This window comes from Sorangium aterium, from assembly GCF_028368935.1.
Classification (GTDB): Bacteria; Myxococcota_A; Polyangia; order Polyangiales; family Polyangiaceae; genus Sorangium; species Sorangium atrum.
The window spans coordinates 550,146-565,096 of sequence record NZ_JAQNDK010000002.1; the positions used below are offsets into that span (position 1 = coordinate 550,146).

The 14,951-nt window shown below is 74.7% G+C and carries 6 protein-coding genes; 3 read left to right on the forward strand and 3 right to left on the reverse strand.

From position 1 onward, the window contains the following. Window positions 1–32: 32 nt before the first annotated feature. The 3 genes from POL72_RS17000 to POL72_RS17010 all read right to left on the reverse strand — a co-directional run bounded on the left by POL72_RS17000 (window position 33) and on the right by POL72_RS17010 (window position 2,368). A complete protein-coding gene (locus POL72_RS17000; protein ID WP_272096422.1) occupies window positions 33–446 on the reverse strand; it encodes a hypothetical protein in 414 nt (137 codons plus the stop codon). Between the two features lie 292 nt (window positions 447–738). Further along, entirely contained in the window at window positions 739–1,056 is a 318-nt protein-coding gene (locus POL72_RS17005; protein WP_272096423.1) for a YtxH domain-containing protein, read from the reverse strand. Between the two features lie 190 nt (window positions 1,057–1,246). After that, window positions 1,247–2,368: a hypothetical protein gene (locus tag POL72_RS17010; protein ID WP_272096424.1), complete on the reverse strand. Its 1,122-nt coding sequence runs from the start codon at window positions 2,366–2,368 to the stop codon at window positions 1,247–1,249. A gap of 501 nt (window positions 2,369–2,869) precedes the next feature. On the opposite strand from POL72_RS17010, the gene POL72_RS17015 reads away from it, so the two are divergent. The 3 genes from POL72_RS17015 (at window position 2,870) to POL72_RS17025 (ending at window position 14,941) form a co-directional block, all read left to right on the forward strand. Beyond that, window positions 2,870–4,999: a zinc-ribbon domain-containing protein gene (locus POL72_RS17015; RefSeq protein WP_272096425.1), complete on the forward strand. Its 2,130-nt coding sequence runs from the start codon at window positions 2,870–2,872 to the stop codon at window positions 4,997–4,999. Beyond that, window positions 4,992–6,848, forward strand: coding sequence for a S49 family peptidase (locus POL72_RS17020; protein ID WP_272096426.1), 1,857 nt, complete (start codon window positions 4,992–4,994; stop codon window positions 6,846–6,848). The genes POL72_RS17015 and POL72_RS17020 overlap by 8 nt, the downstream gene beginning before the upstream one ends. A 161-nt stretch (window positions 6,849–7,009) precedes the next feature. After that, the gene (locus POL72_RS17025) at window positions 7,010–14,941 is read left to right on the forward strand and encodes a hypothetical protein (protein WP_272096427.1); all 7,932 of its coding nucleotides are present in this window, start codon (window positions 7,010–7,012) and stop codon (window positions 14,939–14,941) included. Window positions 14,942–14,951 lie beyond the last annotated feature (10 nt).

Here is a 14,951-nt window from a genome sequence, read left to right on the forward strand (position 1 = left end):
TCGCCGGCCACGCCACGCCGGGCGCGCGTCCTTCAGGTCCTGCGGCTGTAGGTCTTGCGGATGCGGCGACCGCCGCTCTCGCTCAGCACCTCTTCGACGCAGCGGGAAACATCGGGCAAGCACCGCACGGAGAGCAACGCGCCGCCGCCGGCGCCGCTGCCGTCGTCGAGCCGGCGCGCCTCGTACTCGGGCAGGCGCGCACCGAGGACGGCGCCGAGCAGGGTGCCGGCCGCGCCAGCGGCGCCCGCGCCTGCGAGGCACGCGACGATGGGCCCCGCCAGGAACGCGTCGAGCCGCGGAATGATCAGCGCGCCTCCAGCCGTGATCGCGGCGAGCGTACCCCCGACGAGCCCTCCAATCACAGCGCCCAGGGCGGCTCCTTCGGACGCCTTGCTGTGGATCGTGAGCTCGATCTCGTCCAGACGGGAGTGCTGCCTTGGCACCATGCTGATGTCTTCGGCCGCGACGCCCAGGGCGAGGAGGCGGCCAAGTGCGCCCGCGGCTTCCGTGCGACCTGGGAAGAATGCAGTGAGCGTCCGGTAATACATCATTCGACGAGTGCCCCTGTGCCGCGGTTCGCGAGGTGTCTCGTTCAATCCATCTGCTCTCGGAAAAGCATCGCTTGTGCCGCTCCGGCTGCGCAGATGTCGCTCGGCTGCTGGGGCACATCCCGGGAAATGATGGAAGGCGCCGCTCCGCGCGTGGCGGTGCGGCGCCTTCGCGCCCCCTGGAGCTCGCTCAGCGGGCGCCGAGCTCGTTGGAGTACGAGCCGGCGCTCTCCTGGACCTTCTCCTGGATCTCGTGCTGGGTCCGCTGCGCAGCGCCCAGGGCGCGATCCTTGGCCCTCTCCGCGCGCTCGCGCAGCCGGCTCGTGCTGTCGCGCAGCCGGCGGCGAGCCTCGTCACCCGACGTCGGCGCGACCAGGACGCCGACCCCGACGCCGAGGGCGACGCCGAGGCCGAGCCCGACCGACACCGGAACGATCCAGTCGAGTGAGCTCCTTCTCCTGTAGGGGAACATATCGGCCATGTAATTGACGAGATCGTCTGCCTTCATTGTGGCTCCGTCGGTTCGCATCGCGTGGGGGCGCGTAACGTGTAGCCCTCAGCGTGGATTCACGTGGCTGGAACAGTGACCGGCGGGACGTGAGGCAGCGCGCATGCCAAGGGCATATTGCGCACGGAGGGGGCAGGGCAGGGGGGCTGCCCTGCCCGAGGTGCGATCGCGGCGGAGGAGCGCCGCAGCGTTACCGGCAGAAGCCGTCGATGCAGATCTTGCCTTCGCTGCAGGGCGTCTCGGGATCGCAGTCGCCGCCGAGGTTGTCGCTCGACCCGCAGACCTGGTGCTCGCCGGAGAACGTCGCCACGGTCCTGCACTCGCTCAGCGAGGGCGACTGGTTGTCGCAGGCGTTCGGGTTCGGCTGGTCGCACGAGATGTAGCAGCTGTGGTGCAGACAGATCGATCCCGCCGCGCAGACGTCCTGCGCTCCATCCTCGCCGCACACGAAGTTGCTCGACTGATTCGGGATGCAGCCGTTCTCGACCCAGACGTCGCCCTCGGGGCAGCTGGCTCCGTCGCTCCTCGGAACACAGGCGCCGTCGACGCAGACGGCAGAGGGGCCGCCGCAGTCGTCCGTGATGACGCAGGGCTGCGCAGGGTGGGAGCAGATGCCGAGCGTCGCGTCGCAACGGTAGCTGCTGGGGCAGTCCGCATCCTCGCTGCAGGCCGGCGTGCATTTGCCCTCGACGCACTTGTCGTTGACCGGACACTGCGTCTGATCGAAGCACTGGTCCTGGGGCGCGGTGCAGATGCCGCTGACGCAGAGGTAGTCAGGGCCGAGGCGGGCGCAGTCGGCGTCGGCGCCGCACGCGGCCGGGGTCGCCGGCACGCAGGTCGCATCGGCGTCGTCGCCCTCGCAGACATAGCCGTGGATGCACCCGAGCGGCTCGCCGCTCGGAAGGACCTGATCGCAGCTGCCGGGCTGACACGTGCCATCCGGCGCGCAGGTCTCGCCATCGGCGCAGTCGTCCGGGTTGCCGCAGTACACGACGTCGCCCGGGGCCCCGCCGCTGCCCCCCTCCCCGGAGGTGCCGCTCGCGACGCAGGCGGCGGTGTGGTCGTCGGCGATGACGCACTCGAAGCCCCGGCTACACCCCCAGGTCGTGCAGTCGCCGATGTGGCATTCGTTGTCCTCGCCACAGGTCTCGTTGATCCCGCAGTCGGCTGGCTCGTTACAGCCGCTCGGGATGCTGGGCCCGCAGTCCTCTGCATCACAGAAGTGGCTGTCCGCGTTGTCGTCGTAGATGGGGCAACCCGCGAGGAGGGGCGCCAGCACGCTCGCGAGACCCAGCAGAGTAAGTCGCTTCATTCACCGTCTCCCGAAAGCATTCGGCCGCCCGGCGTCGAGGAGCCGCGCCCTCGCGCGTGACGGTCGCGACCGGACGAGCGTAGCAAGCGACATGCCCCACACAAGCCTGGCGAGTCGCGGCGTATTTCGGCGCGTATTTCGGCCGATCGCGCGCTCGCCGTGAAGCCGCGTTCACGTCGGCATGTGGCCTCCGCGCGCGGCGAGGCGAGGCGAGGCGAGGCGAGGCGGGCGCGGCCCGGCCCGGAGGTGCCACGCCTCGCGGAGGGGCACGCCGCGGCGGCCGCTGCGTCGGGGGGACAGGGGGTCCGCAGACGACCGTGAACCCTGAACCGCGGGGGAAAGCGGAGGATGGCGCGGCGCAGCGCGACCCTTTGGGGCGCACAGGGGAACCCGTGCTACCGTTCCGCCGAGTTCCGGGCGGCTACCTCCGAACGAGGAACCCCGGCAGGCTCGCGCCTGGGGGGCCAGCCGTTCGCGAGGACACGGGGACCGGTCGAGCAGATGGATGTCACCTGCGAGCGTTGCAGCACCGAGTACGAGTTCGACGACGCGCTCGTGTCGGAGCGCGGCACGACGGTCAAGTGCACGAACTGCGGCTTCCAGTTCAAGGTCCGCCGCACCGACGGCGGGCTCCCCGAGACGTGGGTGGTGCGCACGCTCGGCGGCCGGGAGCTCGAGTTCAAGATGCTCCGGGAGCTCCAGGCGGCGATCACCCAGGGCCAGATCACCCGCGACGATGTGATCTCGCGCGGCAACGCGAGGCCGCGGCGGCTCGGGTCGATCGCGGAGCTGGAGCCGTTCTTCAAGGGGCCGGGCGGCATCGTGATGGCCGGGACCGCGCTGGGCATCGGCGGGCCCTCGCCGTTCCCTGGCCGCTCGAGGTCGCTGACGCCTCCAGGGCTCGGCGGTCCGGCGCCGGCGCAGACCGAGGGCTCGGTCGCGATCCCGCTCCCGCGGGCGGAGAGCGACGCGGACGCCGCCCCCGAGTCCATCCACGACGCAGAGACGATCGTTCGGGACGTGCGGGAGGTCCAGTCGGGCAAGGAGCGCCCGTCGCCGCGCCGCGGGGCGCAGACCGCGGCCTACGATTCCGAGGCCAGCGCCCCCGCGCGGGTGATGACGAAGCCGAGCGCGCTGCCCGGGGTCGTGGTGCCGCCGGAAGAGGCGCCGCCGCTGCCGGACGGGCACCCTGCGCGCCGGCAGGAGCCGCGGACCCTCCGCGGCGCGGGGGTCGCCGAGGTGCGCCACGGCAGCGTCAGGCCCGGGCCCGCGGACGCCGGCGGCGAAGGGCAGGTGCGCGCCGCCGGGGCCGTGCCGCTGCGGATCCCGAACAGCGTTTCCCCGGCACGCCTCGAGCGCGCCGTCGCGTCCGCCGACAGCCCGGGAGAAGAAGCCCCCGTGGCGCGGCGCGGGTCGCCGCGCGCGGCGAGCGAGGACCACGCGGCGCGGAGGGCAGCGACGTCGGGGTCGCCGACCGCAGCCGTGGAGCCCGAGGGGCGTCCCTCCTACGTCGACGAGGGGGACGGCGATGCCGGGATCACGTCGCTGCCCTCGAGGAGGACGGGGATCGCGCGGTGGGTCGTCGGCCTCATCGTCGTCGGCCTCATGGTGGTGAGCGCGGCGACCCTCGGGCCGAAGTACCTCAAGCCGGCCGTCCAGACCCGGCCTGCGCCGAGCGACGATCGCGTCTCGGCGCTGCTCGCCGAGGGTGAGCGGAGCCTGGCCGAGGGGGATCCGGAGACGGCGAGGGACAAGCTCGTCAAGGCGAGCGCGCTCGCCGAGGACGACCCGCGCGTCGCGGCGGCGCTGGCCCGGGTCGAGACGGTGAACGCGGACGTGCGGTGGCTGCGGCTGCAGCTGCTCGCCGCAGGGGACGCGGATCTGGACACGGTGCGGCACGATCTCGACATCGCGATCGAGCGCGCCCGCAAGGAGGTCGAGCACGCGCGGCGCGTCGCGCCGGCGAACGCCGAGGTGACCCGCGCGGCGATCGATCTGCTCCGCATGCAGGGCGATCTCGCCTCCGCACGGAAGCTCGTCGGCGCGATCTCGGCCGAGAGCGCGCAGCCGGAGAGCGCGCTGACGCTGGCCGCGCTCGATCTCGCGGAGGCTCATCCGAGCTGGGCCGCCGTCGTCGAGCGGCTCCGGACGGCGGCGAGCATCGAGCAGAGCCCCGGGCGAGCGCGGGCGCTGCTCGTCTATGCGCTCGCGAGGTCCGGCGATCTCGCGGCCGCGCGCGCCGAGAACGAGCGCCTGCTGGCGACGAGCCGGCCGCACCTGCTCGCGCGCCCGCTCCGGGCCTTCATCGACCGGCTCGAGAAGGCGCAGGGGGAGCCAGGCAGCGTCGCCGAGCCGGCGTCGAGCGCGCGCGTGGAGAGCCCGCGCGCGGGCTCTCCTCCGCCGAGCCCATCGACCGCGGCGAGCGCTCCTCCCGCGAGCCCGCCGGGGCGCGCTCGGCGCGAGCCGGAGCCGGAGCCGGACGACGGCCGCGTGCCCGACGACTACGTCGCCCCGGGCGGCGCCATCGATACGAGCGATCTCCCCGGCGTGCATCCGCCGCCGACCGCCACGCCCGGGGCGACGACGCCGCCGGTCGACACCTCGGATCTGCCTGGAATGAAGCATGAGTAAGCGCCGAGCTCGAGGGGTGCGATGGACCGGCGTCGGCGCCCTCGCCGTGGCGGCGTCGATGGCAGGGTGCAGCGGGAGAGAGCGAGCGGCGCTGCCGGCGCCGCCCGCGGCGGGCCTCGACGAGCCGGCGGTCATCGAGATCGATCTCTCGCGCGGGCTCCCCGAGAGCGCGTCAGCGTCGCTGTTCGGCCCGCCGAGCGGCAGGACCCACGTGCAGCTCGTGCAGTCGTTGCGAGCGCTCTCCGGGTCCCCGAGCGCGAAGGGGTTCCTCGTGCGGCTCGGGAGCGCGCGCCTCGCGTTCGCGCGGGCCCACGAGATCGGCCGGATCCTCGGCGATGTCCGCGCGTCGGGGCGACCGGTCGTGTGCCACGCGGACGAGTACAACAACGCGACCATGCTGCTGGCGTCCATCGCGTGCAGCAAGCTCTGGCTCAGCCCTGCGGGGCAGGTCGACACGGTGGGGATCGCGGCGCAGCTGGTGTTCGCGAAGGGGCTCCTCGACAAGCTCAACGTGGACGTCGACTTCCTCCAGGTGGGGAAGTTCAAGGGCGCGAGCGAGCCGTTCACGCGGGAAGGGGCGAGCCCCGAGGCGCGCCGATCGCTCGAGTCCGCGCTCGGCGGGGTCCGTGAGGCGTGGCTCTCGGCCATCGTGGAGGGGCGCGGCAAGGAGGAGCTCCGGGAGGCCCTCGAGGACGGCCCGTTCGCTCCTGAGGAGGCGAAGGCGAGGGCGCTCGTGGACGAGATCGGCGATTTCGAGTCCGCGACCGAGGACGCGAAGAAGCTCGCCGGCACCGAGCGCTCCGTGCCGCGGTTCGGCGGCGCCCCGCGCGATGCGAGCCTCTCCCGGAGCCTCGTGGACGTGTTCCGCTCGGTCTCCGGGGCGAGCTCGCTGGGGACGCCGCACGTGACGGTCGTCCCGGCGATCGGCGGCATCACCATGAGCGCCAAGGGGATGCCCATCGGCTCGTCGGACGGGATCGGCGAGCGCGAGCTCGGGCAAACGATCACGCGCCTCACCGAGGATCCGAGCGCGAAGGCGGTCGTGCTCCGGATCGACTCGCCCGGCGGATCGGCGCTGGCCTCGGATCTGCTCTGGCAGAAGCTGATGCGGCTGCGGCAGAAGAAGCCGCTGGTCGTCTCGATCGGCGGGATGGCCGCGAGCGGCGGCTACTACCTCGCCTGCGCTGGCACCAAGATCGTCGCCGAGCGGACGAGCATCATCGGCTCGATAGGCGTCGTGGGCGGCAAGTTCGCCGTCGGGAAGGCGCTTGCGGACATCGGGATCAACGCAGAGACGGTCGCGGCCAACCCGGATCCTCAGCGGGCAGCGCGCGCCGCGTACATGTCGGCGCTCACACCCTGGGACGAGCCCACACGCGCCCGCGTGCTCGCCTCCATGGAGGCGGTTTACGATCTGTTCCTGAAGCGCATCACGGCCGGACGGAACCTCCCGCTGGAGACGATCTCGCCGTCGGCGGAGGGGCGCATCTTCGGCGGGGTCGAGGCCGCAGGGCGCTCGCTCGTCGATGAGCTCGGCGGCCTGGAGCGAGCGATCGCGCTCGCGCGCGAGCTGGCGGAGCTGCCGGCGGATGCGCCGGTCGAGATCGAGCAGGACGAGGGCGGGCTGCTGGAGCTCCTGGCGACCGGCGACGAAGCCAGCGAGGGCAGCGCGCGGGCTCCCGACCGCGCAGCGCTCAGGGAGCGCGCGCGGGAGGCGATGGCTTCCGTCCTCCTGCCGGAGTGGCTCGGCGTCGCGCCGGAGGTGGGGACATTCGCCGCCTCCATGGCGCCTCTCCTGGCCGGAGAGAGGGCGCTCACGGTGTTGCCGTTCGCGGTGACGCTCCGGTAAAGCGCGAGATTGCACCTGAAGATTGGCCTTGTACCTCGGTCGTTCTGGTAGGCTGAGCGGGTTCAGCACACCCGAAGCGGGTCGCCGAAATGAGCTCTTCACCTCCGGATCGGGCAGCATCAGCGTCGGGCGCGAGGAGGTCGCTGCATTCGCCGGAGCTGATGGAGCCTGCCGGGCCCGCCTCTGCGGGGCAGCTGGTCCTCGCAGGGGCCCGCGCGATCGCGCCGGTGTCGCGCCACCGCGGCCCGCGGGCTGAAGAGGCCTACTGGCGCGCGCGGGTGGACGAGCGCCGCGCGGCCGGCGACGTGCAAGGGGAGCGCGAGGCAGCCCTCGCCCTCGCGAGGACCCTCGCCGCGCGCGGCGTCGAGCTGGACCAGGCGGCGGTGCTCGCCCGCCGGGCGCTCTCGCTGGGCGACGATCCGGCGATGAGGAGCGAGCTCGCCGGCTGGCTGGCCGGGCTGGGCGAGCCAGCCCTCGCCGCGGCGGCGCTGCGCGGCCTCCGCGACGACGCGCAGCCGCCCGGCGCGACGGCGCGGATGCTGGTGAAGATCGCCGTGCTCCTCGCGCGCGCCAGCGACGTCGCGGGCGCTGTCGACGCGCTCGAAGAGGCGAGCGAGCTCGCCCCGGACGACGCGATGGCGAGCGAGCTGCTCGGCACGATCGCGGCCTGGGCGTCGGACGAGGTGTTCCCCGCGGCCGCGGCGAAGGCGTATCTGGAGGCGGCCAAGCGGCGCGAAGCCGCGCGGGAGCGGGAGGCGGCGTTCGAGGATCGCCTGCGCGCCTTCGAGATCGCGCCTCACGATGACATGGCGGCCAAAGCCATGGCGGCCGCGCTGTTCTTGCGCAGCCGGCAGGGCGCGGCCGACGAGGTGCTCCGGACGCACGCCGACGCGCTCGCGGCGCGGGCGGCTCGCGGCGAGGCCTCTGGCCCCGCCGCCCTGCGACGCGCGATGGAGGTGCACGGCCACCGGCTCCAGGGCGCGACGAACGAGGGCGACTGGGCGCGCGCGGTCGGGTGCGTGCTCGACGCGGGCCTCGACGGGGCGATCGACGGCGACGCCGCCCGCGCGATCGACGAGGTGCTCGAGCAGGCGGGGCTCTACGAGCTCGTGGCCGCGCGGATCGAGCTCAGGGCGGAGCAGCGGGTCGGGGCGTCGAGGTCCGAGGCGTACGTGGCGCTCGCGCGGCTCCACGCTGGCCCGCTCGCGAGCCCCGATCGCGCCGTGGAGGCCTGGATCGAGGCCGCGGCGAGCGACTCCGGCAGCACCGCCGCGCGCTCCGCGCTGCGCGACCACGCGGCGACCCTGCACGACATGGCGCCCCTCGTCGAGGCGCTCATCCGCATCGGCGAGGGCTCGGACGCGAGGGCGACGGAGGACGCGGCGGGGCGGATCGACGCGCTCTCGGAGCTCGCGCGACTCGCGGAAGAGAAGATCGGCGACCCCGGCCTCGCGCGCTGGGCGCTCGAGACGCTGAGAGACGTCGGCGGCGACCCGAAGCACGCCGAGGCAGGGCTCCAGCGGATCGCCGATCGGCTCAAGGGGCAGGACGAGGCGCTCTCGGCGGCGCAGCGCGCGCTCCGCGGCGCGGACACCGCCGAGGGGCGGATCGACGCGCTCCGCCGGCTCGTCGTGATCTACCGCGGCCGCCCGAAGGAGCGCGCGGCCTACGAGGAGGCGCTCGTGGGGCTCTCGCGGGCGCTGCCGGCCGACCGCGGCTGCCTGCTGGCGCTCGATCGGCTGAGCCGGCGGACCGGGGGCGGCGCCGCGCTCGACGCCCTGCTCCGCGCGCGGCTGGCCGAGGCGATGCGGGCGCCCTCCGAGGCCGAGGGCGCGCGCTCCGCGAGGTCCGAGGCGATCCGCGCGTCCTTGCTGACGCGGGTCGAGCTGGTGCGTGCCAGGCTCCTCCTGTCGGCGATCGCGCGGCGGCAAGGCCAGGACGCCCGCGCCCTCGACGAGGTGTTGCCGCTGCTCGGCGAGGCCCCGGGGCACCGCGGCGCGGCGAGCGCTGCGCTCGTGCTGGCCACGCGGACCGGGCGCCTGCGGGAGCGCGCCGACGCGCTCGTGCAGCTCGCCGCGCCGGTCTGGCCGGCGCTGCGCGCGGTGCTGCTCTCGAGCGCGGCGGCGCTCTACCAGCGGACGCAGCGGGCGCTCTCGCGCGAGGTCGCGCTGCTCGCCTGCGAGGCCGATCCGTCGTCCGGGCGCGCCGTGGCCACGCTCGCCTCCATCCTCACGGCAGATCTCGCCGCCGCCGCGGGGGCCGGCGAGGCGCCTCCGTTCGAGGTCGACCGGGCGGTGGCGGCCGCGATCGAGCGCTCCATCACCACGGTGTTCCCGCGCGGCGCGCTATGCGACGGCCTCGCGAGGGCGCTGGAGGCGCTGGGCGAGCTGCCGCTCGCGCTCGCGTGGACCCAGCGCTGGCTCGCGCTGCGGCCAGGGTGCCCCCAGGCGACCGCGGAGCTCATCCGCCGCGCCGCGGCCGCCGGCGACGCGGCGCGGCTCTCGGACGCGCTCGCGTGGATCCTGGCGCAGCCCAAGCCGCTCGGCGAGATGGCGGCCGCGCTGGCGAGCGCGCTGCACGCCCTCTACGACCTCGATCCCGAGCGCGGCACGGCGCTCGCGAGGCGCTCGCTCGACGTCTTCGGACCGCAGAACCCGCTCTTGCGCGAGCGGCTGCTGGAGCTCGCGCGCCGGGCGGGCGACCCTCACCTCGCCGTGACCGTGCTCGAGCGGTGGCTGGCCGTCGAGATGACGGCGTCGCACGCCCCCGAGCTGATGTTCATGCTCGCCGATTGCCGGCTCGACGGCGGCGATCCGGACGGAGCGGCGCAGGAGCTCGCGCGCGCAGCGGCCGTGCAGGCGGATCCTCACGAGGTCCTCACGCGGGTCCAGCGCCTCGAGTCGTCGCTGCTCGACGCGAAGGGGCTCAGCTCCGACGGCGCCATCGCGCTGGTCGAGGCGAAGGCCCGGGCGTTCACCGCGCGGGGCGCCGACACGGCGGGAGAGGCCGCGGCAGCGTGGCGTGAGCTCGGCAGCCTGCGCTGGGACCTGGCGGAGGATCACCGGGGCGCCGAGGAGGCGTTCTTCCGCGCGAGCGAGCTCGCGCCGAGCGGCGGGACCGAGCGTTACGCGCGGGACATGTGCGAGTTCGCGGGCGTCGAGGCGGCGATCGACGCGCTCGTGGCGCGCGCCGCGGAGGCCCGGGGCGAAAGGGGAGCGCAGCCCGCCGCGGACGGGGACGGGTGGTCGGGCGACGTCGGGCCCGAGCGACGCAGGCGCGCCAACCTGCTGATCGAGGCCGCCAACCTCGCGCACGAGCACGGCCTGCCCGAGCGCGCGCTCTCCACGGCGGCGAGCGCGATCGAGCTCGATCCCCTCCGCGCCGACGCCGTCGCGCTGGTCGAGAAATCGGCGGACGCCGACGGCGGCATCGTCGTCCTCGACAAGACCTACCGGCTGCTCGCCGACGCGGCCCTCGGCTGCTATGGACGCCGCGCCGCCCATTACCGCGCGGCGCGGCAGCTGGAGCGGCGCGGCGCGTTCGAGCTCGCCCTCGCGCACGCCGTGGCCAGCTTCGAGGCGGTCCCCACCGAGGGCACCTCGTACGTGCTGCTCGCTCGGCTCGCCGAGCACGTCGGCGAGCCGTCGGACGCCGTGCGCGCGCTCGAGCGGGTGGCGGCGACGGCCGATCCGGCGTCGCGCAATGCGTGGTTGAAGCGCGCCGCGGCCCTCACCGGCCGCACGGAGGAGGGCCTCCGGCTGCGCCTCGACATCCTGCTCCGCGCGATGGTCGTGCGCCCGGATCCGGCGCTCGTCGAGGACGTCGGCGCGGCCATCCGCGATCTCGTCGCGTGCACGGGGCAGCCGGAGGTCGAGACCATCCGCTTCGACCGCGCGGTCAAGGCGAGCATCGCGAAGCTCGACGGCCCCGAGGGAGCCCGCGCGGGGCTCGCCATGGCGCGCATCGCCGTCGCCGTCCTCGACTCGCCCGCGCTCGCGCTCGCCGCGATCGAGCGCGCGATGCTCGCCGACGGCGACGTCGACGAGTTCCAGACGCTCCTCGACATCGTCGGCGAGCTCGCGCAGCAGACCGAGCCGGCGTCGCACCTGGTCGCGGCGGTGTACGCCGCAGCGATGAGGCCGCACTCGAGCGTCGGTCCCAGCCTGCTCAGGTGGGCGAGCAAGCTCGCGGGCGCCTTGAACGTGCCGCCGGTCGCGGCGGCGCTGCTCGTGGAGGCGGCCCGGCGCGCGCCGGAGGACGACGCGCTCGCGTACGAGGCGGAGGCGGCCGTCGAGGCCAGCGGGGACGAGGCGCTGAAGCGCTCGCTGGACGATGCGTTGCCGGTCGCGCGGCGCCTCGAGGCGCTGCTGCACCTCGCCGACAAGCACGAGCGCGAGGGCCAGCGCGCCGAGGCCACGGTCGCCCTGGAGCGGGCGCTCGCCGGCGGCCAGCTCCTGGGCGAGGTGCGCACCGAGGTTGTCACCCGGCTGCGCCGGCTGTACGCGGCCGAACGTCGCGGCGCCGATCTCGAGGCGCTCGTCCAGTCCGAGCTCGCGCGCATCGACCTGCCGGATGACGTCCGCCTCGGGTTGACGCGCGAGCTCGCCGGCATCCTCGCCGACGGCGGCGATCTCCATGGCGCGGTGGAGCTCCTCCTCGAAGCCGCGCAGAAGACGCCGTTCGACGAGGCGCACATCGACGAGCTCATCCAGCTCGCGCGGAGCACCGACGATCGCCAGCGGCTCTTCGACGTGCTCACGCGCCTCCAGGGCATCCTGACCGGCGACGAGGAGCGGCTGCTCGTGCTCCGCGAGCTCGCGCCGCTGGCCCAGGAGCTCGGCGATCGCGGCGCCGCGGTGGCGCTCTACGAGGCGATCGCCCGGCTGGATCTCACCGACATGCACGCCGTCGAGATCGTCGAGCAGGACGCGAGCGACCGCGGCGATCACGCCGCGGTCGCAGCCCTCCTCGCGCGGCGCATCGAGGTGGCTCCGCTGCCGGACACGCGGCGCGCGCTGCGGCTCCGGCGGGCCGCCCTGCTCGAGCAGCGCCTCGGCCTGCTCGACGAGGCGTGCGCCGAGCTGGAGGCCCTGCTCGCGGCGTCGCCCGACGACGTGAGCGCGCTGAGGTTCCTCGCGGACATCCACGAGCGGCTCGGGACGCCGCTCCGCGCCGCCCCGCTCTGGTGCAGGCTGGGCGATCTCGCGACGACCACCGACGAGCGGGCCGAGTACAGCCTCCGCGCGTGCAGCAGCTACCTCGGCGGCGGGGATGTCGAGTCGGCGAAGGACACGCTGGAGAGCGTCGCTCGCATCGCGCCGCGCGAGGCCGTGATCGAGCTCCGCGTCGAGATCGCCCGCCGGGAGGGGGACGGCCACGCGCTCGCCGCGGCGCTCGATCAGCTCGCCAGCGCGTCGCGCGACGCCCCGGAGCGGCGCGCGCAGCTGCTGGTCGAGGCGGCGCGCGCCACCTCGACGCTCGGGGACGACGCGACGGCGCTCGAGCGCGCTCGCCGCGCCGTGAAGCTCGCCCCGGAGTCGCCCGACGCCGTCCTCGAGGCGCGCCGCATCGAGTATCGCCTGCGCGGGACCGGGACGCCGCGCGACGCGCAGGCCGCGGTGGAGGAGCTCGGCCGCATCGCGCCGCGCCTGCGCCCGGCGCACGTCGACCTGCACGCGTTCCTGCTCGCCGAGACGCTCGACGTCATCCAGGGCCACGGCGCCGGCATGCGGGAGCTGACCCGGCGCCACGCCGAGGTCGGCCCGAGCACGCTGGTGGCGCTCGGCATGGCGGAGCGCCTGGCCCTGAAGCGGAACTTCTCTGCCGCCCTCCCGCTGTTCGATCGCGCGCTCGGCGGCGATCTCCAGGGCATGCGCGCGCGCGGTCGGGTCGCGCTCGCCGCCGCCGAGAACGCTCAGAACGCCGGCGATCTCGAGGCGGCCGCGCGCCTGCTCGAGGAGGCCGCGGCGGAGCCGGAGACGCGCACGCTCGCGCTGCGCCGCCAGCTGGAGCTCACGGCTGCGCGGGGCGAGCCCGAGGCCGCCCGGAAGGCGCTCGAGGAGCTTGCCGCGCAGAGCTCGGGGATCGATCGCGCGCGCGCGCTGATGCAGCTCGCGCGTCTGCACGCGTCGAGCGACCCGGATCGCGCGGCGAAGATCCTCTCGCAGGCCACGGTGCTCGCGGGCACGGATCGCTCGCTGGGGCTGAAGATCGCCGAGCTGAACGCCGAGCTGGCCAGCGAGCGGGCGACCCTGCCTCCCGAGGAAGTGCCCCAGGCAGCGACGCTCCGCGCAGGCGCCGCGGAGCCGGCCCAGGCGGCACCAGAGGCGCCGCCCAGCGTTGCGTCGGCCGCGAGCGGCGTCGGGCCTGCGAGCAGCCGGGCGCAGTCGAGCGGCGCTGGGCCTGCGAGCAGCCGGGCGCCGTCGAGCGGCGTCGGGCCCGCGAGCAGCCGGGCGCCGTCGAGCGGCGTCGGGCCCGCGAGCAGCCGGGCGCCGTCGAGCGGCGCTGGGCCTGCGAGCAGCCGGGCGCCGTCGAGCGGCGTCGGGCCTGCGAGCAGCCGCGCGCCGTCGAGCGGCGCGCCGGCCTCGAGCAACCCGCACATCGATCTCGTCGAGCTCAACGACCCGCTCGACGAGGGGTTGATCGCCGACGACCCGTCTCAATCCACCTCTGCCGAGCTTTCGGACGACGATCTGCTCGATGGGACGGCGAGCACCGCGGCCTCGCCGGCGCCGTCACCGAGCGCTGCGCCAGGTCCCGCGGAGAGCAACGCCGCGCGCGGCGGCGCCGCGTCGGGCCGCTCCAGCGTCGGCGCGCAGCAGGCCGGGCCCCCGGTCTCCGCCCCGGCGTCGATCCAGCCGCCCTCCTCCGCGACGCGGCTCGTGGCCGCGTGGTCGCCGTCCGCCGCCGAGAGCTTCGAGGAAGCCGCGCTCTTCCGCGAGCTCGCCGCGGGCTCGTTCGACGCTGGCGAGCGGCTCATCAAGAGCTTCGCTCCGCGCGACGATCGCTCTCGGGAGGCGCTGGCGGTCCGACGGATGCAGGCCCACCTGCGCCTCGGCGACCGGAGCACCCTGGAGCGCCTCCAGGCGGCCGCGATCGCCGACAAGAACATGACCTACGCCCGCGCCATCGAGCACGTGCTGCGCGCCTTCGACGGTGACGAGCCGTCCGATCGGCCCGGCGAGGGCGTCGTCACGCCGCCGCCCCTCGCCGCGCAGCGCGACGCGCCGGAGCTCGTGAGCGCGCTGCTCTTCCGCGATCTGGAGTCGCCGGTCAACGAAGCGCTCGCGATCGTCTGGGAGACGGGCCTCTATCGCCGCGACGCAGGCCAGTCCGGGCTCGTCCCCTCCGAGCGGATCCAGCCGACATCGCCCACCCTCCTCGGGGAGATCTACGGCGTCATGGCCGCTCACCTCGGCCTCTTGCGCACCGCGCTCTTCCACCAGCGCGCTCCCTTGCCTGCTCCGTCGTCGCCGGAGGGGCAGGTCATCCGGGTCAACCCGCCGGCCGTGCTGCTGCGGGGCGAGGTCCGCGAGGACACCCCCGAGCTGCGTTACCTGCTCGGCGCTCAGCTCGCTGGCGCCATGCCCGACCATGTCCTGGTGAACACCAGCTCGGAGGATGAGCTCCGCACGCTGCTCTCTGCCATCGTCGCCGCGTTCGGTCCTCTGGAGGCCACCGCGCACAGCGCCCGCGGCAACCCGGCGGTGGTGCGGCTCGAGCAGAACCTCTGGCAGCTCATCCCCCCGCGCGCCGAGCGTCGACTCCGCGAGATCTGCGACAGCGCCGACAAGATCACCTACGAGGGGGCCGTCAAGACGACCCGCACCGCGATGCGCCGCGCTGGCCTCTTCGCCGCGGGCAACGTCGCCACGGCCGTGCGCGCGACCATCAAGGAGCGCGGCCTGGAGCTGGCGGTCCCGCTCTCCGACCCCGAAGGGCTCGCCGCGGCCTGCGCGTCGGTCCCCGAGATCGCCGATCTCGTTCGCCTCGCGACGCGGATGGAGTACGCCGAAGCGCGATGGCAGCCAGGTACGGTGCCTTCACTCCGGCGGGTCGACACGGGAAGCTCGCGCTTCCGTGCAGGTACGTAGGCGTCGCGGC

Excerpts from the sequence above, each read along its gene's own strand:
- POL72_RS17015 (WP_272096425.1), top strand. The coding sequence starts at position 2,870 with ATGGATGTCACCTGCGAGCGTTGCAGCACCGAGTACGAGTTCGACGAC.
- POL72_RS17010 (WP_272096424.1), bottom strand. The coding sequence starts at position 2,368 with ATGAAGCGACTTACTCTGCTGGGTCTCGCGAGCGTGCTGGCGCCCCTC.
- POL72_RS17025 (WP_272096427.1), top strand. The coding sequence starts at position 7,010 with ATGGAGCCTGCCGGGCCCGCCTCTGCGGGGCAGCTGGTCCTCGCAGGG.
- POL72_RS17000 (WP_272096422.1), bottom strand. The coding sequence starts at position 446 with ATGGTGCCAAGGCAGCACTCCCGTCTGGACGAGATCGAGCTCACGATC.
- POL72_RS17005 (WP_272096423.1), bottom strand. The coding sequence starts at position 1,056 with ATGAAGGCAGACGATCTCGTCAATTACATGGCCGATATGTTCCCCTAC.
- POL72_RS17020 (WP_272096426.1), top strand. The coding sequence starts at position 4,992 with ATGAGTAAGCGCCGAGCTCGAGGGGTGCGATGGACCGGCGTCGGCGCC.